The 25,158-nt window shown below is 67.2% G+C and carries 25 protein-coding genes and 1 pseudogene; 14 read left to right on the top strand and 12 right to left on the bottom strand.

Annotated elements, in window-relative coordinates:
- Window positions 1-8 precede the first annotated feature (8 nt).
- From FDA38_RS17920 to FDA38_RS43120, 4 genes are read left to right on the top strand one after another with little or no spacing between them, the layout of a single operon-like run.
- Complete coding sequence (locus FDA38_RS17920; protein WP_137255145.1) at window positions 9-1,022, top strand: D-isomer specific 2-hydroxyacid dehydrogenase family protein; 1,014 nt, start codon at window positions 9-11, stop codon at window positions 1,020-1,022.
- Window positions 1,019-2,050 carry a D-alanine--(R)-lactate ligase gene (vanA, locus tag FDA38_RS17915; RefSeq protein WP_137255144.1) on the top strand — a complete coding sequence of 344 codons (1,032 nt, stop codon included), beginning with the start codon at window positions 1,019-1,021 and terminating at the stop codon, window positions 2,048-2,050. The genes FDA38_RS17920 and vanA overlap by 4 nt, the downstream gene beginning before the upstream one ends.
- Entirely contained in the window at window positions 2,047-2,193 is a 147-nt protein-coding gene (locus tag FDA38_RS42275; protein ID WP_170989771.1) for a hypothetical protein, read from the top strand. The genes vanA and FDA38_RS42275 overlap by 4 nt, the downstream gene beginning before the upstream one ends.
- 10 nt (window positions 2,194-2,203) lie before the next feature.
- Complete coding sequence (locus tag FDA38_RS43120; RefSeq protein WP_137255143.1) at window positions 2,204-2,941, top strand: VOC family protein; 738 nt, start codon at window positions 2,204-2,206, stop codon at window positions 2,939-2,941.
- On the opposite strand, the gene FDA38_RS17905 is transcribed toward FDA38_RS43120, so the two are convergent.
- Window positions 2,928-4,319: an FAD-dependent monooxygenase gene (locus tag FDA38_RS17905; protein ID WP_137255142.1), complete on the bottom strand. Its 1,392-nt coding sequence runs from the start codon at window positions 4,317-4,319 to the stop codon at window positions 2,928-2,930. The genes FDA38_RS43120 and FDA38_RS17905 overlap by 14 nt on opposite strands.
- A gap of 64 nt (window positions 4,320-4,383) precedes the next feature.
- On the opposite strand from FDA38_RS17905, the gene FDA38_RS17900 reads away from it, so the two are divergent.
- The 3 genes from FDA38_RS17900 to FDA38_RS43115 are packed head-to-tail and all read left to right on the top strand — an operon-like array spanning window position 4,384 to window position 6,805.
- Entirely contained in the window at window positions 4,384-5,013 is a 630-nt protein-coding gene (locus FDA38_RS17900) for a TetR/AcrR family transcriptional regulator (RefSeq protein WP_137255141.1), read from the top strand.
- A 29-nt stretch (window positions 5,014-5,042) separates the two neighbouring features.
- A complete protein-coding gene (locus tag FDA38_RS17895; RefSeq protein ID WP_233714775.1) occupies window positions 5,043-5,801 on the top strand; it encodes an SDR family NAD(P)-dependent oxidoreductase in 759 nt (252 codons plus the stop codon).
- Window positions 5,801-6,805 (top strand): Gfo/Idh/MocA family protein, encoded by a 1,005-nt coding sequence (locus FDA38_RS43115; protein ID WP_137255139.1) that lies wholly within the window; start codon window positions 5,801-5,803, stop codon window positions 6,803-6,805. Before FDA38_RS17895 ends, FDA38_RS43115 begins: the two co-directional genes overlap by 1 nt.
- Before the next feature lie 9 nt (window positions 6,806-6,814).
- On the opposite strand, the pseudogene FDA38_RS43110 reads toward FDA38_RS43115, so the two are convergent.
- Window positions 6,815-7,108, bottom strand: a pseudogene (locus tag FDA38_RS43110) (VanZ family protein); the annotation flags it as partial.
- Window positions 7,109-7,389: 281 nt separating this feature from the next.
- Here FDA38_RS43110 and FDA38_RS17880 point away from each other — a divergent pair.
- Entirely contained in the window at window positions 7,390-8,457 is a 1,068-nt protein-coding gene (locus tag FDA38_RS17880) for a sensor histidine kinase (RefSeq protein ID WP_137255138.1), read from the top strand.
- 5 nt (window positions 8,458-8,462) lie between these two features.
- Complete coding sequence (locus tag FDA38_RS17875) at window positions 8,463-9,041, top strand: redoxin domain-containing protein (protein WP_137255137.1); 579 nt, start codon at window positions 8,463-8,465, stop codon at window positions 9,039-9,041.
- On the opposite strand, the gene FDA38_RS17870 is transcribed toward FDA38_RS17875, so the two are convergent.
- The 3 genes from FDA38_RS17870 to FDA38_RS17860 are packed head-to-tail and all read right to left on the bottom strand — an operon-like array spanning window position 9,031 to window position 11,087.
- A complete protein-coding gene (locus FDA38_RS17870) occupies window positions 9,031-9,837 on the bottom strand; it encodes a nuclear transport factor 2 family protein (RefSeq protein ID WP_137255136.1) in 807 nt (268 codons plus the stop codon). The genes FDA38_RS17875 and FDA38_RS17870 overlap by 11 nt on opposite strands.
- A 3-nt stretch (window positions 9,838-9,840) precedes the next feature.
- On the bottom strand, window positions 9,841-10,647 hold the full coding sequence (locus FDA38_RS17865) for a deoxyribonuclease IV (RefSeq protein WP_137255135.1): 807 nt from the start codon (window positions 10,645-10,647) through the stop codon (window positions 9,841-9,843).
- A gap of 41 nt (window positions 10,648-10,688) precedes the next feature.
- Window positions 10,689-11,087 (bottom strand): RNHCP domain-containing protein, encoded by a 399-nt coding sequence (locus FDA38_RS17860; protein WP_137255134.1) that lies wholly within the window; start codon window positions 11,085-11,087, stop codon window positions 10,689-10,691.
- A gap of 438 nt (window positions 11,088-11,525) precedes the next feature.
- Between FDA38_RS17860 and FDA38_RS17855 the strand changes: the two genes are divergently transcribed.
- The 4 genes from FDA38_RS17855 to FDA38_RS17840 all read left to right on the top strand — a co-directional run bounded on the left by FDA38_RS17855 (window position 11,526) and on the right by FDA38_RS17840 (window position 17,983).
- Window positions 11,526-12,830, top strand: a complete 1,305-nt coding sequence (locus tag FDA38_RS17855; protein ID WP_137255133.1) for a globin domain-containing protein — start codon at window positions 11,526-11,528, stop codon at window positions 12,828-12,830.
- Entirely contained in the window at window positions 12,778-13,299 is a 522-nt protein-coding gene (locus FDA38_RS17850) for a DivIVA domain-containing protein (protein ID WP_137255132.1), read from the top strand. Before FDA38_RS17855 ends, FDA38_RS17850 begins: the two co-directional genes overlap by 53 nt.
- On the top strand, window positions 13,296-14,552 hold the full coding sequence (locus tag FDA38_RS17845) for a nitric oxide synthase oxygenase (protein ID WP_137255131.1): 1,257 nt from the start codon (window positions 13,296-13,298) through the stop codon (window positions 14,550-14,552). The genes FDA38_RS17850 and FDA38_RS17845 overlap by 4 nt, the downstream gene beginning before the upstream one ends.
- Window positions 14,553-14,644: 92 nt before the next feature.
- Window positions 14,645-17,983 (top strand): beta-N-acetylglucosaminidase domain-containing protein, encoded by a 3,339-nt coding sequence (locus FDA38_RS17840; protein ID WP_137255130.1) that lies wholly within the window; start codon window positions 14,645-14,647, stop codon window positions 17,981-17,983.
- On the opposite strand, the gene FDA38_RS17835 is transcribed toward FDA38_RS17840, so the two are convergent.
- Window positions 17,968-18,444, bottom strand: coding sequence for a ribonuclease H family protein (locus FDA38_RS17835; RefSeq protein WP_233714774.1), 477 nt, complete (start codon window positions 18,442-18,444; stop codon window positions 17,968-17,970). The two genes, FDA38_RS17840 and FDA38_RS17835, sit on opposite strands and share 16 nt — an antisense overlap.
- A 148-nt stretch (window positions 18,445-18,592) precedes the next feature.
- Here FDA38_RS17835 and FDA38_RS17830 point away from each other — a divergent pair, with 148 nt between their 5' ends.
- Window positions 18,593-19,177 (top strand): HdeD family acid-resistance protein, encoded by a 585-nt coding sequence (locus FDA38_RS17830; RefSeq protein WP_137255129.1) that lies wholly within the window; start codon window positions 18,593-18,595, stop codon window positions 19,175-19,177.
- Window positions 19,178-19,228: 51 nt separating this feature from the next.
- Here the strand turns inward: FDA38_RS17830 and FDA38_RS17825 are convergent, their stop codons facing one another.
- The 6 genes from FDA38_RS17825 to FDA38_RS17800 form a co-directional block, all read right to left on the bottom strand.
- The gene (locus tag FDA38_RS17825; protein WP_233714773.1) at window positions 19,229-19,855 is read right to left on the bottom strand and encodes a DUF2461 family protein; all 627 of its coding nucleotides are present in this window, start codon (window positions 19,853-19,855) and stop codon (window positions 19,229-19,231) included.
- A gap of 55 nt (window positions 19,856-19,910) precedes the next feature.
- Window positions 19,911-21,080 carry an HIRAN domain-containing protein gene (locus tag FDA38_RS17820; RefSeq protein ID WP_137255128.1) on the bottom strand — a complete coding sequence of 390 codons (1,170 nt, stop codon included), beginning with the start codon at window positions 21,078-21,080 and terminating at the stop codon, window positions 19,911-19,913.
- A gap of 338 nt (window positions 21,081-21,418) precedes the next feature.
- Entirely contained in the window at window positions 21,419-21,856 is a 438-nt protein-coding gene (locus FDA38_RS17815) for a hypothetical protein (RefSeq protein WP_137255127.1), read from the bottom strand.
- Between the two features lie 23 nt (window positions 21,857-21,879).
- The gene (locus FDA38_RS17810) at window positions 21,880-22,455 is read right to left on the bottom strand and encodes an HdeD family acid-resistance protein (RefSeq protein ID WP_137255126.1); all 576 of its coding nucleotides are present in this window, start codon (window positions 22,453-22,455) and stop codon (window positions 21,880-21,882) included.
- Window positions 22,452-23,813 (bottom strand): M20/M25/M40 family metallo-hydrolase, encoded by a 1,362-nt coding sequence (locus FDA38_RS17805; protein WP_137255125.1) that lies wholly within the window; start codon window positions 23,811-23,813, stop codon window positions 22,452-22,454. Before FDA38_RS17805 ends, FDA38_RS17810 begins: the two co-directional genes overlap by 4 nt.
- A gap of 12 nt (window positions 23,814-23,825) precedes the next feature.
- Window positions 23,826-25,157 (bottom strand): anaerobic C4-dicarboxylate transporter family protein, encoded by a 1,332-nt coding sequence (locus tag FDA38_RS17800; RefSeq protein ID WP_137255124.1) that lies wholly within the window; start codon window positions 25,155-25,157, stop codon window positions 23,826-23,828.
- Window position 25,158: the final 1 nt, after the last annotated feature.

Here is a 25,158-nt window from a genome sequence, read left to right as displayed (position 1 = left end):
CTGGACCCATGACCTACAAATCGCTGGCGTCCTGGTTGTCGTCCGCGACCCCTCCCGACGTCGCACTGGCGATTTACGGATGCGGCCCGGACGAGGCCGCCCTGTTCCGCGGGCTGGCTCCGCGCCTCGGCGTCGTACCGACCATCACCGAGGCACCTGTCTCCGAGGCCACCATCGAACTTGCCCTCGGCAAAAGATGTATCAGCGTCGGCCACAAGACCCACATCACCAACCAAACGCTTCTCGCCCTGGCGAGAGCCGGCGTCACGTACATCTCCACGAGGAGCATCGGCTACAACCACCTCGACGTGGACTACGCGGACAGTCTCGGCATCACCGTCGAGAACGTTGCCTACTCCCCCGACAGCGTCGCCGACTACACGCTGATGCTGATGTTGATGGCGCTACGCAACGCGAAATCCATGATCCGCCGTACCGACATCCACGACTACCGGCTGGACGACGTACGCGGGAAGGAACTGCGCGATCTCACCGTCGGCGTCGTCGGTACGGGCCGCATCGGCGCGGCCGTGATCGACCGCCTGCGCGGCTTCGGCTGCCGCACAGTTGCCTATGACAACCGTCCGGCGACCTCGGCCGACTACGTCCCGCTCGATGAACTGCTCCGGCTGAGCGACCTCGTCACACTCCACACGCCGCTCACCGCAGATACCCGCCATCTCCTCGACCGCCGACGGATCGAGCAGTTGAAGCCCGGCGCGTTCGTCGTCAACACCGGTCGCGGCCCGCTCCTCGACACCGAGGCACTCCTCACAGCGTTGGAGGACGGACGCCTCGGCGGCGCCGCCCTCGATGTCATCGAGGGTGAAGAAGGAATCTTCTACGCCGACTGCAGCAACGAACAAATCGAAAGCAAACAACTGCTGCGACTGCAGGAACTGCCGAACGTGATCGTCAGCCCGCACACCGCGTACTACACCGATCACGCGCTCAGCGACACGGTCGAGAACTCGATCATCAACTGCCGGAAATTCGAGAACAGGAAGCAGCAGTGGATATGAAGATCGGCATCATCTTCGGAGGTCGTTCCGAGGAACACCCCATCTCGGTCAAATCCGCACAACAGGTCGCGGAGAACCTCGACACGGCGAAGTACGAACCGTTCTACATCGGCATCACCAAGGACGGCGCCTGGAAACTCTGCGACAACCCCGCCACGGACTGGGAGAACGGCCCCTGCCGCCCGGCCATGTTGTCACCGGACAGCACCGCGCCCGGGTTGCTCGTCCTGGACGACGGGAAGTACGAAACGATCAGCCTGGACGTACTCTTCCCGGTCCTGCACGGTAAACAAGGCGAGGACGGCGCGATCCAGGGGCTGCTCGAACTCTCCGGCCTTCCGTACGTCGGCTGCGACATCCAGAGCTCGGTCCTCTGCATGGACAAGTCGCTCGCCTACACAGTCGCCGCCAGCGCCGGGATCGCGACACCGAACTTCTGGACGTTCACGCTGACTCAGACCATCGATCCCGACCAGTTCACCTACCCGATCTTCGTGAAGCCGGCCCGATCCGGCTCGTCGTTCGGCGTCAGCAAGGTCGCCGGCAAAGAAGAGCTACAGGCCGCGGTCGAAGCCGCGCGGGAGTTCGACTCGAAGGTGCTGATCGAAGAGGCGGTCGTCGGCAGCGAGATCGGGTGCGCGATCCTGGGCAACGATCCCGACCTGTTCGCCGGCGAGGTCGATCAGATCGCCCTGTCGCACGGCTTCTTCAAGATCCACCAGGAGAGTACGCCGGAAACCGGCTCCGACAACTCGACAGTGATCGTGCCCGCAGACATCCCCGCCGAGTCGCGCGCACTCGTTCAGGAGACGGCGAAGGCCATCTACCGCGCGCTGGGATGCCGTGGCCTGTCCCGCGTGGACATGTTCCTCAAGCCGGACGGCACCGTCGTACTCAACGAGGTCAACACACTGCCCGGCATGACGTCGTACAGCCGGTATCCGCGGATGATGGACGCCACCGGCCTGTCACGCACCGAGGTGATCGACCGGATGGTGTCGCTGGCCTTGGCGACCAAGACCCGGTGAACGACGTACGGCCGACGGTGCTCGCCGTGATCCTGGTTGCCAGCTTGGCGTTGATCGGCATCCTCAAGTACCACTCGCCCGCGCCCTCGATGTCGCCGCTCGCGCCGCCGTTGGTCTCCCCGATCGCATCACCGACCCCTTAGGATCTGGGCCATGGCGACGCGGCTTGTGCAGGTGGTGATCAAGGCTCGGGACAACTCTGCGCTCGGGCGATTCTGGGCGGATGCCCTCGGTTGGAACGTCACCGGCGACAAACCCGAGGAGACCAACCTCGAGCCTGAGGGTGTCATGTACCCCGACCCCAGCGCCGTCGTCGTCGACCTCATCCCGGGTGCACAACCGAAGACGGTGAAGAACCGGGTACACATCGACCTCGCCACGACGTCCGCGGCGCATCAGGCCGAGCTGGTCGCTCGCCTCCAAGGCCTCGGGGCAACCCCCGCCGACATCGGCCAGGGCGACGTCCCGTTCACGGTCCTCGCCGACCCGGAGGGCAACGAGTTCTGCGTACTCGAGCCACGCGCGATCTACAGCGACACCGGCCCGATCGCCGCAGTCGCCATCGACTGCGTGGACCCGCGCGCCATGGCCCGGTTCTGGGGCGAGGCTATGGACTGGACTGTGCACGAAGAGACCGATGACTTCGTCTCACTGCGCTCGGCGAAGGGCGTCGGCCCGTACCTCGAGTTCCTCCGCTCAAACGACCCGAAGGTCGGGCTTGACCGCCTCCACCTCGACCTCCGCCCGTACCCAGGTGACGACCACGCGGCCGAGGTTGCCCGGCTCGAGGCCCTGGGTGCCACGCACCTCGACATCGGCCAGGGCGATGTCGACTGGGCGGTCCTGGCCGACCCCGAAGGCAACGAGTTCTGCCTGCTCACCCCGCTCTGACACCGAACCACTGCGTCAACGCATCGGCGACATCCGCGCCGCCTGACCAGCACAGCAGACCGTCCGGGCGGATCAGCAGCGCTTCATGCTCGCCGTCCGGCTTCACCCGAAGTACGTCGACGCGATCGGCCCAGCCATCCGGCCAGGTCCGGTCACCGAAGTCGAGCAGCAGACCGCGGCCGGAGTGCAGAAGCGTCGACAACCAGACCGGCCCGTCACCGGTGACCAGTTCGAAGTCGGGGATCCGGTCTGGCGCGTCGAGCCCCGACATCATGCCGGCGAGGTAGCGGTTGGCGTCGGGCAAGCGCATCAGGTCGGTGAAGATCTCCCGCAGTTCGATGACGTCTTCGCTCGGCCTCGGGAGGGCGAAGACCCGCTGCGCTGCGGTATGACGCAGTACGCGCGCCGCCATCGGATGCCGCTCGGTCTGATACGTGTCGAGGAGGTCCGCCGTACCGCGCACCGCGGCCGCGAGCTTCCAGCCCAGGTTGAACGCGTCCTGTACGCCGAGATTGAGCCCCTGCCCACCGAACGGCGGGTGGATGTGCGCGGCATCCCCCGCGAAGAGGATCCGCCCGTACCGGTACGACTCCAACTGCCGGGTCGCATCACCGAACTCCGACGAGTTCAGCACCTCCGCGAGCCGGGTCTCCTCGCCGTACAAGGCCGTGAGCGCAGCCTCGGTCTCGTCCGCCGTGGTGACTCCCGCCCGGCCGAACGTGAAGCGATACTTGCCGTTGCCGACCGGCACGAGCATGCCCCAGTACTCGCCTGCCTGCTTGGTCATCGTGCTGAAGTGACCAAGCGTCGTCGGCACCTCGTCCGACACCGACGACAGCCGTACGTCGGTCAGCACCGCGCGGAACGTCCCCGCCCGACCGGGGAAAGGTACGTCGAGCAGCTTGCGGACCGTACTGTGCGCGCCGTCGCACGCCACCAGATAGCGCGCTCGCAACACGTCAGAACCGGCCGTCACGGTCACGCCCTCGGAGTCCTGTGAGACCGCGCTGACCTCGACACCACGACGTACGACGGCTCCACGCGCGACAGCGACGTACTCGAGCTCCTCCTCGACGATCCACTGCGGCACCGAGATCGGGTACGGATGCCGGGTGTGCCACGGCGACGCGTCGAGCGGCACCGGGAGCCCGGCGAAGTGGCCGCCGACCGCCTCACGCGGCAGTTCGCGCGCCTGGATCGGCCCGAGCAACCCGCGCAGGTCGAGCACCTCGGCGGTGCGGGCCTGCAACGCGCCGCCCTTCGTCTGTTCGATCCGCGTCTCGAGCCGTTCGAGGACTGTCACGTCGACGCCGGCCAGCGCCAGCTCGTACGCCAGCATCAACCCGGTCGGCCCGCCGCCCGCGATCAGTACGTCCATGGAAACTCTCCTCAGTGCAAAAGTAGACTAAGTGCAGATTAGCACTCAGTGCTACGATCCCGCCATGGCGTTGCGGGAACGGAAGAAGCTGCTGACCCGGGAGGCGATCTCGACGGCAGCCATCGAGCTGTTCATCGAGCACGGGTTCGACCAGGTGTCGATCACCCAGGTCGCGGAGGCCGCGGAGGTGTCCCGGCGTACGCTCTTCGCGTACTTCCCGACCAAGGAAGATCTCGTCGTCCACCGCTTCGCCGACCATGAAGACGAGCCGGCCCGTGTCGTCCGCGCTCGCCCCGCCGACCAGTCACCGCTGGTCGCACTCCACACCCACTTCATCGAGCGACTCCGCGCTCACGACCCGTTCACCGGCCTCACCGACCTTCCGCAGGTCGTCGACCTCTACCGCCTGCTCCGCAGTACGCCGGCGCTGATGGCGCGGATGCTGCAGTTCAACGAGACCTCCGAAAGCGAACTCGCCTCGGCTCTGCACGAGACCGCCGGCACTCCCGAACTCACCGCCCGCCTGGCCGCGGCCCAGATCACCTCGGTCCACTGGACCCTGGCGATGTCGAACTTCGACCGCTGCGCGTCCGGCACCCCCGCCCCGAAAGTTCTTCCCACCGCAGTGAAAGCCGCGAACCTCGGCTTTGCCCTCCTCTCCTCCGGCCTGGCTCCGCTCTGGCCATCCACTTGAGGCACCACAGAAGGGTCACCATGAACGCGATGCAGAAGTTCTCCCTCGAGGGCAAGGTTGCTCTCGTCACCGGTGGCAGCCGGGGTCTCGGACGCGCGATGGCCGAGGCGCTCGGCGATGCCGGTGCCGCGGTCGCGGTCACCGCGCGGACCCTCGCTGCTGCCGAAGCTGCCGCCGCTGAGCTCACCGCGCTCGGCATCCGTGCGTACGGCGTACAGCTCGAGGTGTCCGATGTCGAGGACGTCGAACGCGCGGTCGGGCAGGTGAGCAGCGAGTTCGGCGAGATCGACGTGTTGCTGAACAACGCCGGCATCGGGGTCGCCGGTCGTGCGTTCGAGACGCCTGATACCGCGTGGCACGAGGTGTTCTCGGTGAACGTCGACGGCCTCTGGTACTGCAGTCGTGCGGTGGCCAAGCGGATGGCCGCGCGCGGCGGCGGGACGATCGTGAACGTCGGTTCGATGTCGGCGGAGATCGTGAACCAGCCGCGCTGGCAGGCGTCGTACCTCTCGTCGAAGGCCGCCGTACATCAGCTGACCAAGGCGCTGGCGGCCGAGTGGGCGCCGCACGGGATCCGGGTGAACGCGATGGCGCCGGGGTACTTCCTGACCGAGATGTCGCCGGTCGACCAGCCGGAGTTCAAGGAGTGGTGCGTGGACCCGGCGGCCATGAAGCGGTATGGGCTGCCGCCGGAGTTGGGGCCGGTGGCAATCTTCCTGGCGAGCGAGGCGTCCAGTTTCATGACCGGCTCTATCGTCAAGGTCGACGGCGGCTTCACACTGTTCTGATGGTCACCATAGGCATCGTCGGCGCCGGTCTCCGCGGGAGACTGTTCGCCGAGGCACTCCATACCCAGCCGGACGTCACTGTGGTCGGTCTGGCCGAGCCGGCGGAGACGGTGGCCTCGCAAGCACGCGCGGCCACCGGCCTGCCCGTCGTCTCATCACACGTCGAGTTGCTCGAGAAGCTCGACCCGGACGCCGTCATCGTGGCCACCCCGGACTTCGCCCATCGCGAGGTCGCTGTCGACGTGGCTGGAGCGGGCAAGCATCTGCTGATCGAGAAGCCGGTCGCCACGAACCTCGACGACGCACATGCCATCGCGGAGGCGGTGCATCGCGCGGGGGTGCGATGCCTGGTCGGATTCGAGAACCGGTGGAATCCGCACGTGGTGCAGGCCAAGGCGGCGATGGACTCCGTCGGCGATCCGATCACGGCCTCGGCCACCCTGAGCAACTCGTACTTCGTGCCGACGACGATGCTGTCGTGGGCGGCGAAGTCGTCACCGGCGTGGTTCCTCATGCCGCACACCGTCGACCTCATCCTGTTCCTCACCGGCCGACGGGCGGTGTCGGTCAGCGCAGTCGGCTCTCGTGGTGTGCTCGCCAAGCGCGGCATCGACACGTGGGACGTCGTACACGCGCTGGTCAGCTTCGAGGACGGATCGACCGCGACGCTGTCGTCGGCGTGGACGCTGCCGGATGCCGGTGACGGGATCGTCGACTTCCGGTTCCAGGTGGTCGGGACCGAGGGGTCGGTGACCGCGGACCTGTCGCATCAGGGGCTGACGGTTGTCAGCGACAAGTACCGGTCGACGTGGCCCGTCGCGGGAAGGATCGGGCGGTCACAGGTCGGGCCGGCGGTCTGGATGGTCCAGGACTTCGCGGCCGGGCTCGTCGACGGCGGCGACCTCGGGCCGGGCATCGACCACGGCGTACTGGTCACTGAGCTCATCTGCGCGATCGAGGAGTCGATCGCCTCGGGCCGGACGGTGCAGCTTCCAACGGCGTGAGGCGAGGGCGGCCAGTCCGGCGCCGGCGGTGTTGAGCAGTACGTCGTCCACGGACGACACCCGGTCCAACTGGAAGACGTACTGCGAGACCTCGATCAGGATCGAGCAGCCCGCCGCCAGCGCGAGGACCCGGGGTACGGACGCCAGCCTCGCGAACCGCAGCGGGACGAAGAACCCGAGCGCGGCGAAGATGAGCAGATTGCCGACGATCTGGTCGGCCGACATCGTCAGCAGGTCGTGCAGCGGCACGAGACTCACGCGGGCCGGGACGACGCCGGCACCGCTGCCCGGCAGGAGAGTCATCCACACCCACGGCACGGTCCCGTAGACGATGCCGACCTCGGCCAGCGCCGTACGCCATGAACGGCGGCGGGCCAGAATGCACACCGCCAGCGCGGCCACCGGCAGCGCGAGCACCGTCATGACGGCCACGCCCGTGAACGTGCCGAGCCAGCCGTGCCACCCTCTGATGATCGCGCTACCTCCGTCTGTACCGGCCTTCCAGTGAAGACAGCGTGGTGTTGCCGGAACGTATGCGGTTTTGGATATGCGAACGATATGCCCCGCCGGGTAGCGTCGGATGGATGAGCGTCCGGCTCAAGCTCACCCTCAGCTACGCAGCCTTCCTCATGCTCGCGGGCACCTTGCTGCTCGCGGCCGTGTGGCTGTTCCTGTTGCGGTACGTCCCCGAGCGTGCGGTCCTCGTCGTCCCCAACGGCACGGGCGACAGCAGCGTCTTCCCGGTCCGGTCGCGTCTGCTGGACGTGTTCGCTCCGCGGGCGGCCGGGGTGTTCTTCTTGCTGCTGGTGTTCGGGCTGCTGGGCGGATGGATCCTCGCGGGCCGGATGCTCGCGCCGCTGACCCGCATCACCAACGCCGCTCGCCTGGCCGAGAACGGTTCGCTGTCCCACCGGATCGAGCTCAAAGGTCCGACGGACGAGTTTCGCGAACTCGCCGACGGCTTCGACCGGATGCTCGCGCAGCTCGAAGCTCATGTCGCCGAACAGAAGCGATTCGCCGCCAACGCCTCCCACGAACTGCGTACTCCGCTCGCGATCACGCAAACGCTCCTCGACGTCGCGATCAACGACCCGGACCGTGACAGCGGCGATCTCGACGAGCGCCTGCGCGCGATCAACACCCGGGCGATCAACCTCACCGAGGCGCTGCTACTGCTGAGCCGCGCCGATCAGCGCTCCTTCACCGGGGAGCGGGTCGACCTCTCGCTGATCGTGGAAGAGGCGATGGAGACTCTGCTCCCGTTCGCGGAGAAACGCGGCATCACCATCGAGACCACCGGCGAGCTCACGCCGACCACCGGCTCGCACACGCTCCTGCTCCAACTCGCGACGAACCTCATCCACAATGCGATCGTCCACAACCTCCCCGAGCACGGCACCATCTCCGTCACCACCGCGACGCGCTTCAACACCGTCGTACTGACCGTCGAGAACACCGGCGAGCTCCTCAGCCGGAAGCTGGTCTCCACCCTGACCGAGCCGTTCCAGCGCGGCGCCCGCACCCATCAGCCGGGCGTCGGCCTCGGCCTGGCCATCGTCAAGAGCATCACCGAGGCCCACAACGGCACCCTGACCCTGATGCCCCGCCTCGGCGGCGGCCTCCACGTCACCGTCGTACTACCTCTACAGTGACGATCATGCGAGCTGACATCGTGCCCGGCGCCGTGTTCCCCGACTACGAGCTTCCCGACCACGAAGATGTACCGCGGAAGCTGAGTGACCTTCAGGGTGAGGATCCGATGATCCTCACGCTCGCGCGGGGGCACTACTGCCCCAAGGAGCATCAGCAGCACCTCGAGCTTGCGGCGTTCTACCCGAAGATCGCGGTCAGCTACACCCAGATCGTGACGATCGCGACCGACGAGCACCACACGCTGCAGGAGTTCCGGGCGTCGGTCGGCGCGCAGTGGCCGTTCCTGTCCGATCCGGGACGGATCGTGCAGCGAGACCTCGACATCCAGGAGTACACCGATCCCGACAACGACCCGATGATCCCGTACACGCTCGTGCTCAAGCCCGGCCTGGTCGTGCACAGCATCTACAACGGCTACTGGTTCTGGGGCCGGCCGACGATCTCCGAGCTGTGGCAGGACCTGCGGGCGGCGAGCGCCGAAATACGTCCCGACTGGGATCTCAGCAAGCCGGGCCTGCGTGAGGCGTGGGAGAACGGCGACCACAGCGCCTTCCACGGATGGAACAAGCGCCCTAGCGAGTGATGTCGTCGTACAGGCGGACCGCCGCGAGGTGACCGTCGGTGCCGCGGTCGAAGATCGCGAGTCCGGCCTGAGGTGGCTCACTCCCCCGGCCGATCAGGTTGTACTCCAGCGCGAAGCCGATGCCGTCATCCGTGCCCGCACACGGCTGTACGTCGATCCCGCCGACGCTGAGCAACCTGGCGTAGAAGTCCCGGAGCCCGGTAGCCCCGCGGTGGATGTTGTCGGGGCCGATCGGTTCCTGCACGTAGCCGTCCGGATCGAAGCCCTTCACGACCGACTCGGCATCGCCGCCCGCGAGCCCGTCGAGGTGGCGCGCGACGGCGTACGGCGTCTCGACGGCGCCGGCGTCGAGGATCGGCGGGCGGAGGTGGCGCAGGCCGTCGACCGGCCACTGGCTGCAGTACGTGCGGAACTCGACGGACCGCTCGTCCAGCGACTCGGCGACCACCGCGACCGGCCAGGCCACCTCGTCGCCCTCGTGCAGGACGTGGACCAGCAGCTCCACCGCCGCGCGCCCGCCGACCGTGATCGAACCGACCACCTTCAGCTGGGCGTGGTGCGCGGCCATCCACTCCCGGTTGCTGTGGATGAACGTCCGCAGGTCATGATGCCCGCGGATCTCGCCGGCCCGCGGATCATGCACGACCACATCCCCCGGCCAGGTCTTCTCCAGCGCGCCGGGCGCCCCGTCGTACAGCGCCTTCAGGTACTGCGCGACCGGATCCGCCTGCTCCCGCGCCCGGGCATCACGACGTGCCAACTCGATCGCGGTGGAGAACTCCGGGAACCACGGCATGCTTCACGGTACGGCAACACCAAGCCGATCCCGCAAGTCCTTCAGCAAGCCGACGTCCCGGGCATGCGTCGGCGTCTCCACCAGCATCGGAATGCCGTGAAGCGACGCGAGCACGTCTTCTAGCTCGGCGCGCCCGACCATGCCACGCCCGAGCGACTCGTGGCGATCACGACGTGAGCCGGCAGGATCGCGGCTGTCGTTCACGTGAACCAGCCCAACACGGTCGGCTACTTGCACGATGGCCCTCAGATCCTCGCCGGCCGCGTGCAGGTGACACGTGTCCAGGCACAGGCCGATCTCCGGGTCGTTGAGAGCGTCCAAGTACTCGATGCTGCTCTCGATGGTCGACGCCGCAGCCTCCCCGGCTCCGGCCGTTGGCTCGATCAGCAGTCGTACGTCGGGCCAGCGGTGGGCGATCGGTACGACGAGATCGTGCAGGCCGCGGAGTACTTCGGCGCGCCGACCCTTCGCGACCAACGACCCCGCGTGGACGACGACCGTGGTCGCGCCGAGCGACGTGGCACGCTGCATGGTGAGCTCGAGCGCGGCCGTCGAGCGGGTCAGCACCGCGTCCGAGGGCGAGCAGAGGTTGATCAGGTGCGGCGCGTGGACGACGACGGGCAGGTCCCGCTCGGCGCACGCCGTACGGAACGCCTCGTCTGCAGCCGGATCGACGGCCGCCGGCACCCAACTGCGCGGATTGCCCGCAAACAGTTGGATGATCTCGGCGCCGACCTCCGTCGCCTCTGCCAGCCCGACCTTGACCAGCCCGCCGGCGACGGCGACATGTGACCCGATCCGCACTCTCATCCCCTCCGGGCCGCCTTCCTGCGCGACGACCCGGCCCGAGGTTACGCCTTCGCCTTCCGGGCCCTCGGCTTGCGGGTGGTGCCGTTGCCGATGGGCTCGGTTTCGGGCTCGGCCGCGAACGGGATGAACGGCATGGTCAGCGGCAGGGCTGCCAGCCGCATCAGGAGCAGGACGTTGTCGTCACCGGCGGTCTTGTTGAGGCGGAGGCGGCCGCAGTTGGTGCATCTGTGGATGAGGACCCAGCGGCCCTCGCCGCGGACCGTGACCGCGATCGGCTCCATGCCGCCGGAGCAGTCCGCCTTGCGGTCGCCCGGCACGTTGCGGTCGAGATGACGCGACCACAGGCAACTCGGGCAGTGATTTCGATGGGTGGTGCCAGGGGCGTCGAGGGAGACCTCTACGCCGCAGTGTTCACAACTGAACGAACGTGCGAAAGCCAAACCATTGAACCTTTCAGAGCAAAGCTGCAGGACAGAACAGACATCGGCTCTCCTCCTTCCGGTCCGCACCGGCCGGTCCGGCGCACGAACTCCCAGCAGATCAGGGCGCGCCCGGGACCGTCAATCGATTAACTGAGCCGGTCTTCCACAGTTAGTTGCCCTAAGCAACTTGCAGGACCGGCGGATCGCCTTGTAGATCAAGCGATTGACCCTCTACCTCAGGTCAAGATTTTCGAGACGATCCAGTCCGACACGCCGTTTCAAGCCGCGAACCCGGGGGTAGATCGGGAAGATCACGGAAGTGGACAGGCTCGGGGACGCACAGTAGGAGGACACTCTTGTCAACGCAGTACCCGTCGGCGCGTTATGCCGACGACCGGGAGGACATGTCTGTTTCGTCCGTGGAGCTGCCGTTCCGAGCCGGATAAGACCAGCCCCATGGATGCATACGCCCTACAACGCAGCTGGGACCAGGTGTCGGCGTACGGGGATCAGGTAGCCCTGTACTTCTACTCGCACATCTTCGTATCTCACCCCGAGGTACGGTCGATGTTCCCGCTCTCGATGTCGAACCAGCGGGACAAGTTCGTCAGCGCACTCGGCCGAATCGTCAGTCATGCCGACCAGCTCGAGAACGATGCGAACTTCCTGCAGCACCTCGGCCGTGACCATCGCAAGTACGCCGTCGTCGCGGAGCACTACAACGCGGTCGGCGCCTCGCTCTGCGCGACGCTGAAGCACTTCCTCGGGCCCGTGTGGGACGAGGACCTGGCCGCGCACTGGACAGCGGCGTACCAGGTGGTCGCGCGGATCATGGTCGAGGCTGCCGAGACATCGGAGGAGTCCACTCCGGACTGGTGGGACGCGGACGTGCTCTCGGTCGAACGGCGGACCATGGACCTCACCCTGCTGAAGGTCCAGCCGCGGCAGGGGTTCCGGTTCCGCCCCGGCCAGTCGGTGTCGATGGAGATCCCGCAGCGGCCGCGGCAGTGGCGGTACTTCAGCCCGGCCAACGCCCCGCGCGCGGACGGCTCGATCGATCTGCACGTGCAGCAGATCGACGGCGGCCAGGTGAGCCCGGCCGTGGTCCGGTCGCTCAAGGCCGGCGACACGGTGAAGCTCGGAGCGCCGATCGGTGAGCGGCTGACCCGGCGGGACGGTGACGAGCGCGAGCTGCTGATGGTCGCGGGCGGCACCGGTCTCGCGCCGCTCCTCGCCGTACTCGAGCAGGTCGACAACGAGTGGAAGCGCTCGGGCAACGGACCGCTGGTGCATCTGCTGCACGGCGTCCGCCTGCCCTGGCACCTGTACGACCGCCCGCGGCTGCGGGCGCTGGCCCAGGACCGGGCCTGGTTCGACTACACGGAGGTCGTGTCGGACGACGCGTCCTACCCGGGCACCCGCGGAAAGGTCGGTACGGTCGCGGCCCGCCAGATCCTGTACGGACGGACGGCGATGGTGTGCGGCGGCCCGCAGATGGTCGCGCACACGCTGGAGCAGTTGGCCGGCGCGGGCATGCGGCCCGAGGACATCAAGTACGAGCACTTCTATTACGCGGCCGCGGGCGAGCACACCGCGGCACCAGCGCCGACAGGTCAGGAGACATCACGTGACGCACAACAGCCACCGCCAAGGCTCGCCGCGTTATCAGACACCCCGCTTGATCCGGGAGGAGAGGTTCCGGCGCCGGATGCGGGGTCTCGACGCCGACATGGTCTACGGATACCTCGCTCAGCTGGCTGACCAGGTCCAGAAAACCGAACGCGAACTCGGCGAGACCCGCGCCAAGAACGAACGTCTCCAGATCGAGCTCCAGCGCGGGCAGGCCGAGCTGCAGCGCGTCCAGGCCGAGCTGGACCAGTACGAGCAGGCCGGCGACCGCGTGAATGAGCAGGTCGTCCAGATGTTCAGCCAGGCCCAGCTCGTGGTCGAGGAGATGGTCCAGGACGTCAGCAGGGACGCCCGGGAGAGGATCGGGCAGGCGCGCGCACACGAACGCCGGATCGTCGCGGAGGCCATGGACACGGCCGGCGAGCAGGTCCGTTCGTACGCCAAGACCGCCCAGGCGCACATGCAGTCGATCGTGGACTCGTTCGCGACCGAGGTCGACCAACTGGGGAACAAGTCTGTCCCCGGCGAGCCGGTGGTCCAGCACGATCCTTTCTTCGACAACTCCGGCGACTGGCAGACCCGCCGTCCAGGCACGCCATGAGCGCCGAGAGATCGTGGGGGAAAGCTCCGCGTACCGGCAGAAGGGGATCACCGGGTCCCGGGCGGATCCGGGCGAGGGCCGCGCACGCGATCGGCCGGCCCGATACCGCGCGAAGTCCGCAGGTCACTGACACCGAGCTGGTCCGGGCAGCAGCCCGCGACTTCCTCGAGCTCTTCCACGCCGAGCACCCGAAGGCCGGTTGGATGGGGCCGCGGCTCGCCGCGGTGATGCGCGAGATCGATCTCACCGGGACCTACTGGCACACCCCCGAGGAGCTGGCCTTCGGCGCCCGGGTCGCCTGGCGCAACAACGCCCGCTGCATCGGCCGGTTGTACTGGCGCAGCCTGCAGGTCCGCGACCTGCGGACGGTCTCCGACGCCCGCGGCGTCGCCGGGCACTGCTTCGACCATCTGCGCGCGGCCCACAACGGCGGCAAGATCCGCCCGATGATCAGCGTGTTCGCTCCCGAGGCGCCGTCGCGTCCGGCCCCCAGGATCTGGAACGAACAACTCATCAGGTACGCCGGGTACGAGCAGCCGGACGGACGCGTACTCGGCGATCCTCGCTACCGAGCCTTCACCAGCGAGCTCATCCGGCGCGGCTGGCGGCAGCCCGATCGCACCGGCGCCTTCGACGTACTCCCGCTCGTCGTCGAGACCGTCGACGAGGGACCGCGGATGTTCGAGTTGCCGGTCGACGCCGTACACGAAGTCCCGTTGGCCCATCCCGAGCTGGCGTGGTTCGCCGACCTCGGGATGCGCTGGCACGCCGTACCCGTGATCAGCAACAACCGCCTCGACATCGGTGGCGTCTCGTACCCCGCCGCGCCCTTCAACGGCTGGTACATGGGCACCGAGATCGGCGCCCGCAACTTCGGCGACAACGACCGCTACGCGTTGGTCCCCGAGGTCGCGGAACGGATGGGCCTGGACACGACCGACGAGACGAGTCTCTGGCGGGACCGTGCGTTGGTGGAGATCAACCGCGCCGTACTGCACTCGTACAACCAGAGCGGCGTCACGATCACCGACCACCACACCGAATCGCGCAGGTTCCTCATCCACCTGGAACGGGAAGAGAAAGCCGGCCGCCGCTGCCCGGCCGACTGGACCTGGATCGTCCCGCCGATGTCCGGCTCCCTCACGCCGGTCTTCCACCGCTACTACAACGCCGAGACCCAACTCCCCAACTTCTTCAACGACCCCGAAGCCACCCACCGCTCCCTGTACGGCGCTCCCCCGGCGTTCATCTGACGGTTCTGCCTGGAAATGCCCGGCTCCACGCCTTGACGAGCAGTTCTGCGCAATGGCTAACTAGCTGGAACCGCCCCGCCTGAGGAGACTCGATGCGCCTTCTCCTGTCCGCCGTGCTTGCCCTCACCTCTCCGCTCGTAGCGGCCGCGCCCAGCGCAACCGCTGCACCGCCCGCTCCCCCGACTGTCAGTCCCGCGCCGCAGCAGCTTGTCCCACGTGGCGACGGGTTCCCGATCACGCCGGTGGTCGGGCTGGTTCGTACGTCGCGATCCGACGCGGACGCGGAACGCGTCGTACGGCAGGCGCTGGCCAGCGCCGGGGTGAAGACGGTCCGCACCACGGACGGCAGCGATCCCGGCACACCGACGACGATCTGGCTCGGCCGTTCGTCGTCGGTGCTGTCGGCGCTTAAGGTCCAGGACAGCACCGGACTGCCCGCCGAGGGGTACGTCCTCGCCGCTGGACGCGATCGGAAGCACCACGGTCAGATCGTGGTCGACGGGGTCGACGCCGACGGCACGTTCTACGCCGCGCAGTCCCTCACGCAGTTGCTGCAGCGGAAGTCGATGCCCGGGGTGGCGATCCGGGACTGGCCGACGATGCGGTACCGCGGTTCGATCGAAGGCTTCTACGGAACGCCGTGGTCGCAGACCGAGCGGCTGGATCACCTCGACTACCTCGGCGCACACCGGATGAACACCTATGAGTACGCGCCGAAGGACGACCCGTACCACCGCGAGCAATGGCGCGATGCCTACCCGCCGGACAGGCTCGCGCAACTCGGTGAGCTGGTGACCCGTGCGCGGCAGAACAAGGTCGACTTCACCTTCGCGCTCTCGCCCGGTCTGTCGATCTGCTACACGTCCGAGACCGACTTCCAGGCGTTGATCGCGAAGTTCGAGGCCTTGTACGACCTCGGCGCGCGGTCGTTCAACGTGCCGCTCGACGATATCGACTACAACACCTGGCACTGCGACGCGGACCGCGCGAAGTACGGCACCGGCGGCGAGGCGGCCGGTCGGGCGCAGAGCGACCTGCTCAACCGGGTGCAGCGCGAGTGGGTCGAGTCCAAGCCCGACGTCGCGCCGCTCCAGATGGTGCCGACGGAGTACTACAACGTCAGCGAAACGCCTTACAAGAAGGTACTGCGGGAGCAGCTCGACTCAGCCGTGGTCGTGCACTGGACCGGGGTCGGGGTGGTCCCGCAGACGATCACTGCGGCGCAGGCGGCTCAGGCGAAGGCTGTGTTCGGCCACGACATCCTGATCTGGGACAACTACCCGGTCAACGACTACGCGGCCGGGCGGCTGCTGCTGGCGCCGTACACCGGTCGGGAGCCGGGGATCGCCTCCAGCGTGGTCGGCGTGATCTCGAACCCGATGAACCAGGCGGCGGTGAGCAAGCTCGCGCTGTACTCGTTCGCCGAGTTCGGGTGGAACCCCGCGCGGTACGACGCGACGCCGGTCTGGCTGCGCGCGATCGCGGAGCGGGCCGGCGGCGATCGACGTACGGCGGATGCGTTGCGGGTGTTCGCCGACCTCAACACGTACGACGGGACCCTGCATCCGGAGAGCGCGCCGGTCTTCGGGGCGGCTGTCGACTCGTTCTGGCAGCGGTGGCGGGGTGGGGACCGTGTGCAGGCCCTTGCTTCGCTGCGGCCGCGTGTGTCGGCGGTCGTCGCGGCGCCGGGGACGATCCGGGCGGGTGTGGCCGATCCGGCGTTCACGGCTGAGGCGGAATCGTGGCTCAAGGCAACGGAACTCTGGGGCCAGGCGATGAGCCGCGGACTCGATCTGCTGTCTGCGCTCGAGGCGGGGAACGGTTCGGCGGCCTGGACCGCGCGGCAGCAGATGAGCGCGCTCGTCACGGAGGCGAAGGCCATCCGGGACAGCCGGGCGCCGCATGACGGAACTTATCCGCGGATCGGTGAACGGGTTGTCGACGAGTTCATCGCGGAGGTCGGGCGGGTGCACGACCGCTGGTTGGGTGTGACACCTGGTAAGACGGCGACGACCAATCTGGGCACGTATCAGGACAACGTGCCGGGTCGGATGGTCGACGGTGACGAGAGCACGTTCTTCTGGAGCAACGGTGCGCCGGGTCCGGGTTCGGAGGTACGGGTCGATCTCGGGTCGTCGGTGCAGGTCGGGGATATCGCCTTGCTGATGGGCAAGGCGGGTAGCCCGGACGACTACATCCACTCGGGTGCGTTGGAGTACTCGGTGGACGGGACGCAGTGGACGGAGTTCACGCGAGCGACGACGGCCGAAGTACGGTTCACCGCTCCGGCTGGGACTGTTGCGCGCTACGTCCGGTACCGGTCGTTGACGGCGAGCGACTTCTGGTTGGTGGTGCAGGAGTTCTCGGTCCAGACCATCGGCGGGAACGTGACGACGCTGACTGCGAGTGGTACGCCGGTACCTGCGGCGGGTTCGTCGTACCAGCGTGCGGTGGACGGCTCCGTGGACACCGCTTATGTGCCTGCTACCGCGCCGAGTGCCGGTGATGCGTTGGTCGCCACGTTCTCGGCGCCGCGCTCGCTGTCCCGGCTGACGGTCCTGCAGTCGTCGGTGGGCTCCGCCGATGTCGAGGTCCGGGTCGCCGGCGTGTGGAAGCGGGTCGGGTCCGTGTCCTCCCCGTATGCCGAAGTTCGCGTCGGCGATCTCCTGGCGGATGCTGTGCGGTTGGTGTGGACAGGTGGCAGTCCGGCCGTCGCGGAGCTCGTGCCGCGTTGGACCGACACTCCATTGGTTGCCCTGAGCACCAGTGCTGAGCGCGTCGATGTGGTACGCGGCGTTTCTACGAGCTTCGCCGTCACTCTCGAAGCCGGGCGTGATGTCGCCGGCACGCTGCGCCTCGCGATGCCGCCGGGTTGGAGCGCGCCTTCCATGCCGATCAGGCTCAAGCGTGGGCTCGCGCAGACCGTCAGCATCCGCCTGACGCCACCGGCTAGTGCACCGTTGACCGACGTCGATATCCCCGTGTCCTTCGACACCGCCGCGACGGTCCTGCACGTCGCGGTCCGACCGCCTACCTCGTCGGTCAACGTTGCCCTCCACCGCCCGGTCGTTGCCTCAAGCATCGAACCTGGGACGAGCTTCACCGCTGACCTGGCCGTGGACGGCGATCCCGCCACGCGCTGGGCCTCGGCGTACGACGACGCGTCCTGGCTCCAGCTCGACCTCGGCTCCCCGACTCGTCTCGGCAAGCTCGTGCTCCGCTGGGAAGCGGCGTACGGCTCCGGCTACGAGATCCAGGTCTCCGACGACGCCACCACGTGGACGACAGCCACGGCGGTGACCGATGGCGACGGCGGCACCGACACGCTCTGGCTGGACACGACCGCGCGCTATGTCCGTCTCCAGGGCGTCCATCGAGCGACGCAGTACGGCTATTCCCTCTACGAGGCCGAGGTCTACCCGGCGGTCTGACTGGCAGCGACGCCCAACCGGTCCACGAAGTCGTTCATCTCGTGGCCGGAATGCCCTTTCACCCAACGGAAGGCGACATCCCCGCGGTCCATCACCAAGGCGACCAGCGGCTCCCAGAGATCCTTGTTGGCGACCGGCTTCTTCGCCGAGGTGAGCCACCCGCGCTCGAGCCAGCCTGCGTACCACCGGTCCCGGAAACAGTTCACGACGTACGTCGAGTCCGACACCACCAGCAGCGGCCCGTCATTCGTCCGCACGGCCTCGAGCGCCGCCCGAATCTCCATCCGCTGATTCGTCGAGACAGCCTCGTGCCCAGCGGCGTACTCCGTCGTCGACAACGCCCAGGCCCACCCGCCCGGCCCCGGGTTCCCGGAACAAGCCCCATCGGTGAACACAGACCGAGCCCCAACGGGCACCGCCATATCAGCCGGCCGGGGCCGACGAGCACGAACAACAGGCATCCGAGCACCCTACCCCCAGGGTCTGCGGCGGCGTCGCTAGGCACGGGGCCAGGGGTTTTCACTGGCTCGATGGGTGGGTGGGGGCTGCGAGTCTCGAGGTAGCGGGATCGAGTGATACCGCATCCAGATCGAGAGTAAGGAGTGCATCATGAGTACCACCACAAGCACCGACTCGAAGGTGACGACCAGGATCTCCAACGGTCTGTTGTGGCGTGGTTTGCTGGCGATTGCTGTTGGAGCGGTTGCCGTCATCTGGCCGAACATCACGGTCGGCGCCTTCGTCATCCTCTTCGCCGTCTACGCCTTCGTCGCCGCCGTGGCTGACGCAGCCCGCGCATTCAGCAGTGACGGTGGCTGGTCGGTCGTCGGCCACCTGCTGCTGTCGGTGATCTCACTGGCAGCCGGTGTGGTCGCGCTGATCTACCCAGGCCCGACGGCCCTCGTACTGACGCTGATCATCGGGTGGTGGGCGCTGTTCACCGGCCTGGTCGAAATCGCGATGGCGTTCAGGAGCGGTCAGCGCGCCGGCCAACGCGCCTGGTTCATCCTGGGCGGCCTGGTCTCGGTCGTCTTCGCGGTCGCGCTGTTCATCCGCCCCGACCTCGGCGCCGTCTCGCTGGCCATCGTCTTCGGCCTCTACAGCATCTTCTACGGCATCACGGCACTCGTCGTCCGCAGCGAAGGCCGCAGCGTCGAGAAGAACATCCAGCGCTTCGCCCACGCGGTCTCTTGAGCCGCCGCAGCACCGTCCGACCGCAGAGGCCGTCGTCCCAGACGACGGCCTCTACAACACGTTCGTGACCAACCACCGCGCCATCGGACGCAGCTGCTGAAACGCCGCGAGCACCCGATCCGCAGCCGCCGAGGTATGAATCCACTCCTCACACCCGAGCCCCCGACTCGCGACAACCGACTTGCGCCGCAACAACTCCGCCCGCGGATGATCAACCGGATAACCCCGCAGCGGCCGCTTCAACAGCTCCCCCGAAATCACAAACCCGTCCCGCTCAAGCTTCCGCAGAATCCCAACCAGCCGCTGCCCCGACCCGTCATCCGCCACCGCACCCCGGTACCGCTCGATCTGCTCAGACGGCGCGTACCACCAAGCCAGCCCCACCTCGAGCCCATCGAGATCGAACCGAACCCCCAACTCGACACTCCGCCCCAGCCGCACAATCGCCCGCTGCCGCTGCCACGCATCCAGCAGTACGTCGCCGCACCCCCACACCGCAAAATCCTCGTACGCCGGATCCGCATCCGCCACCGCATTCAACAACCCAACCATCGGCCGCCGAACCAACTCCTCCCGCTCCCGCCGACACTCCCGCCGGACGTCAGCCGAAGGCTCCCCTTCCAGCCGCAACAACACATCGAACGCACCCGTAGGCCACCCGTCGAACCCCGCAGTCACGACAGGCAGCCTAGGCCCTGGAGGACATCTTCAACTGCAGCCGGTGGTCGAGGTCCTATGCCGAAGCAGCCCGGCATGACGGGCACAATTGAGGTTTGCGGCCGCGCACACGCAGGCGCTCGAACTCGCCGTTGCATCGCCCACACACGAGGATCTCGAGATCCGCCGGCGCGGACGCCCGGGCCGCCACGACAACCACCGACGATGCAGACCCGACAGGCACCACAGGTGATTTGGACTTCGCCAGCGGCACAGCCTCCAGCTTCTGACGGGCTCGGTTTCGGCGCTTGAGCAGATCTTCGACAGCGTCTTCTCGCGCTGCAGCGTCGCCGTACAAGGCGAGGCCACGCTCCGCCCACCAGAGGCAGGCATTCCAGTCCTTCTTCTTCTGCTGGCGAATCGCCATCTGACGATAGGTCTCGAGCAATGGCACCTTGCTCCACTTGACCATGAACGCCTCGCAGATCGTCTCCATCTCGGCATCATGTTGCTTGCAGGCACCATCGAACTCGTCGAGCGCTGAGTCATAGAGGTCCCGGCACCGGTAAAGCCGTGCCTCCAGCTCGGCGAACTGGAAGTGCCGGTCGATCGGATCCGGATCGGTCGCCAGTAGTCCGCGCAACATGGCGATCGCGGGCCGATCGGCCTCGGGCAGCTCGTCGAACCAGGACAGATCGTAGGAATCGTCCTCCGCGTCAGTCAGCCATGCCTCGCTGAACCCGGTGCGCATCGCTCCCGTCTCGGGCACGGGCCGGCCACCTGGCATCGGAAACGTCCGCTGCAACCCGAAGTCCCTCGGGTCGTGCTCCAGCCAGATACCGAGACGTCCTGGACCATCCGTCCGGTGGCCGCCTCCGACGACGACACCGTCCAGCGCGATGTAGGCACCGGACGATGCCATCAGCTCATGCAGTCCCTGGATGTAGAGCGATGCTGTCTGCCGATCGAGATATCCGACGATATGCCCTTCCACGAATACTGCGATCGCGTTCGAGTCATAGGGATTCTGAGGCTCAGGGACGAGCACACCGACGATGGGGTGGCGCACCCTTTGGCCCAACTGTCTACCGCAGATCTCCCACAGAGCCGGCTGATAGTTGCTCTCGCCGACCACCTCCAGATCTTCATGGCCGCCGAGCATTTGAATTGTCGGCGCAGCAGCAGCGTGAGCAGGCTTCGGTCTCTGACTTGCAATTCGGCCACGAAGCCGATCAATCAAACGCATCGTGTAATTCCCCCTCATCCCGAGGGGACATCGAGATAGTTGGGTACTCCGTTACCGAATATGCGGCCGGTGTTCAGGACACGACGACAGGCGTCGCTCGTTCATCCCGGTCGGCTTGCCGCGGGGCCGTCGACTCCGAGCGGAGCGAGGGCACCGCGGGCGGCAGCCCGCAACTCGCCGGCGGCAGCCGGCAAGGGAGGTACCGGGCGATAAGCCCGGGGGGGTGGGTGGGTGCACGCGTAGCAGGCGCGTCCGAGGAGCGGAGCGACGAGGTGGAGCGCCTGCATAGCGTGCGGGGGCGGGGTACTTGCTCAGTTATCCAGCCCGTGCGGGGGTATTCAGTTCGACTGGTGGGCTCGGGCGGTTAGGTCGTTGGCGTAGGCTCGGGCGTCGAGGGCGTCGAGGATTGCCAGGCGGGCGTTGTCGGTGGCCCAGGAGGCCAGGTCGATGGCGGCTGCGGCGTCGGATTCGGCCCAGTCGGCGTCGGTGGTGGCTGCTTCGGCGTCGTGTTCGCGGCGGCGTTGGGCCATTTTGGCTTTCAGGTCCGCGACCTTCGCGGACGCATCGGTCTTGACCTGCGTCCATTTGCTGTCGAGCTGGTCGGCGGCCTGGCCCATCCGCTGCTGTCCTTTGTCGACGGCCGACTGCACGTTCTGCTGGTGCTTGTCGATGCGCGCCTCGAGCTGCTCGTGGTCCTCGGTCGCGGCCTGCCGGACCTCCTTGACGGCACCGTCGACGCGCTGCTCCAGTTCTTCCAGTTTCTCGGTGTAGTTCATGATTCTGGTCCTCTCTCAAATGTTCAGGAAACGGCTTCGGCGGGGCGCCCGGTCGAGTGCCGGAGTTCGTGCCCTTCGCGGGCCACGACGAGCGAGCTGATGCCGAAGAAGATGCTGTAGAGGCCGAAGACGGTCGCCAGCGATAGCGCACCGAGATCAGGCCGGATGAACAACGCGACTGCGAACGCGATCGAGATCAGGCCGCTCAGGATCAGCCACGCGCGCTCCCCGGCCCGGCGCCCGCTGGTGAACACCATCGCGAGCTCCACCAGACCGGTGAACAACGCCCACCAGCCGACGATCAGCGTCAGGACCGTTGCCGTGGGCCCCGGCCAGACCAGCGCGACGACGCCGGCCGCCAGGGACAGCAGCGAGAGCAGCAGATTCCCGATGACGGCCCCGGCCCGGCCGCTGGTGAACGCCCGTACGGCGTCCATCCCCGCCGCGATGAAGGCGTACACGGCGAACAGGATCACGAATGCGCCGACGGTGATGTTCGGCCAGACGACCGAGACGACGCCGATCGCGATCGCCAGCAGTCCGCGCCAGACGAGCGTCTTGGAGACTGCCCCGATCAGACTCTCTTTCGTTGTGTTCATGATTGACCTCCTTGCTTCATTTCCGCCAGATCCTGGAGAAGGAAGACCTGGGCGAGTGTCATCGCTTCGATCTCGGATGGGTCGACGCTTTCGTCGGAGGCGTGGATGCGGGCCTGGGCTGTGTCTTCTGCGCCCCAGAGGATGAACTCCGCGTGCGGAGCGGCCTGTTGGAGGGTCTGGAGCAGCGGGATCGAGCCGCCGGATCCCGCCTCCCCCGCCGGCGAACCGTAGGCATCGGCCAACGCCTGACGGGCGGCGGCGTACCCCGGTCCGTCGGTCGCGGCGCGGAACGGCGCTGCCTCCTTGGTGCGTTCCACCGTCACCTTGGCACCCCACGGCGCGTGCGACTCCAGGTGCCGCACCAGCGCGTCGAGCTCCGACTTAGGAGACGAGCCGGGGACGATCCGCATCGACAACTTCGCCCGTACTTCGGGAATCAGCACGTTGGACGAACCGTCGACCGAGGTCATGTCGAGCCCGATCACGTTGATCGACGGCCTCGACCACAAGCGGGACCCGATCGTGCCGGTCCCGATCATGCCCACGCCGTCCACAAGATCGGCGCCAGCCCGGAGGTCCGCCTCCGAGAAGTCGAGCCCGTCCCAGTCGAACCCGGACACACCCTCGACCGCAACGTTGCCGTCGGCATCATGCAACGTCGCCAGCAGCTGAGCCAGCGCCATCATCGCGTCCGGCACCGGACCGCCGAACACCCCCGAATGAAGGGAATGCTCGAGCGTCTGCACCGTCACCACGCAGGCCACGTCGCCACGAAGCGTCGTCGTCAGTGTCGGCTCCCCCACCTTCAGATTCCCCATGTCGGCAACCACGAAGACGTCACACTGGAACAGATCCGGGTGCGCCGCGACGAACGCCTCCAGATTCGAGTTCGTCTCCTCCATGCCCTCCACGATCAGCTTCACGTGACAAGGCGGCGTACCGTCGAACGCCTTCAGCGTGCCGGCGTGGATCACCAACCCACTCTTGTCGTCCGAGATCCCTCGTCCGTACAGCCGACCGTCGTCCTTCCGCGTCGGCGTCCACGGATCCGACGACCAGTTCTGTTCAGGAGGTGCAGGCTGTACGTCGTAATGCGCGTACAGCATCACCGTCGGCGAACCCGCCGGACCGTCGACCGTCGCGTAGACCGGCGGATACCCGTCAGGCACCTCCTGCAGCGCCGCATTGCGGAACCCTGCCGCACGCATGACCTCGACCGTCTTCGCCGCCATTTGATGGACCGGTTCCGCCGGGTAGCCGGGGAACGCGATCGACGCCAGCTTGGTGAATCCCTCCAGGTCGGCGAGCAGTTCCGGCATCATCCCGGCGACCTTGCTCCGCACATCGTCGCGGTTCATAGCTGTTTCTCCTTAGAACGCAAGGCTTGCGATCAATAGTCCGACGAGCACGACCGAGACCCAGGACACCAGCATCGGGATCGTGAACGAGTGCCAGATCGGCACCTTCGACAATCGCGTCGTACCGGTCTTGTCGATGTTCACCGCGGCGATCTGGGATCCGTTCGCGGGGAACAGCCAGACGCCGACCAGCGAAGGCCACATCGCCGTGATCGTTGCCGGCGACAACGACGCCAGCGCGATCGGGATGATCGTGCGGGTTGTGGCCGACTGACTGGTCGTCAGGCCCGCCACCAGGAAGATCGCCACAGCGAGGAACCAGGAGTGGTCCTTGACGATGTCGGCCAGCGGGTTGACCACGGTCTCCTGGTTGTTCACCAGGTACGTATCCGCCATCCACGCGATACCGAACAGCGCGATCGCCGCGACCAGGCCGGACTCCATCAGCGGCTCCTTGACCACATCGCCCGGCGGCACCCGGTTCCACAGCAGGTTCACGAGCGCGGCCGTGAACATCACCACCTCGATCACGATGGTCATGCTGAGCGGCCCGGACACCTTGTCCACGGTCACGGTCGGCCGGAGTTCGTCGAACAGGCCCAGGACCACGATCACCACGACCGCGGCCAGGAAGACATAGGCGCTGCGAGCAGCCGTCTTCGGGAGCGCCGCATGCTGGTCGGCGCCCACCTCGGCCGGTGACGGGACCTGGCCCGCCCGGAGCCGGGCCTGGTACTCCTGGTCATCGGCCAGGTTCTTACCGATCCGGTTCTGCACAAGGGACGTCACGACACACGCCACGATCGAAGCCGGAATCGTGATCGTGAGGATGTCCGCCAGCGTGAAGTCGTCGGGAAGCAGAGTCAGGTACGCCGCCATCGCCGCCGACACCGGACTCGCCGTGATCCCGAGCGCCGAGGTCACCGTCGAGGCCGCCAACGGCCGCTCCGGCCGGACCCCGTTGCGGTACGACGTCTCGTAGATGACCGGGATCAGCGCGAAGAAGATGTTCGACGTACCGGCGCCCAGCGTGAACGCGAACGCCACCAGCGGAGCGACCAGCGTGATCCTGCGCGGATTGCGCCGGATGATCCGCGACGCGATCGACACCAACCAGTCGATCCCGCCGGCGGCCTGCATCACCGCCGAGGCCGTGATCACCGCGATGATGATGAAGAACGCGTCGATCGGCGGCGAGCCGGGGTCGGCGCCGAACACGAAGATCAGGACCGCCGTACCGGTCGCACCCCACAGGCCGAGGCCGATCCCGCCGGTCCGGACCCCGAGGAAGATGGCGAGGAGGACAACCAGCCCCTCCAGCACTGCTTGCCATGTCGGTGACATG

Source organism: Kribbella jiaozuonensis (assembly GCF_005233875.1).
In the GTDB taxonomy this organism is placed as follows: Bacteria; Actinomycetota; Actinomycetes; order Propionibacteriales; family Kribbellaceae; genus Kribbella; species Kribbella jiaozuonensis.
Note: the sequence above shows the minus strand (reverse complement) of the source record. Positions and strands in the feature narration are given on the sequence as shown.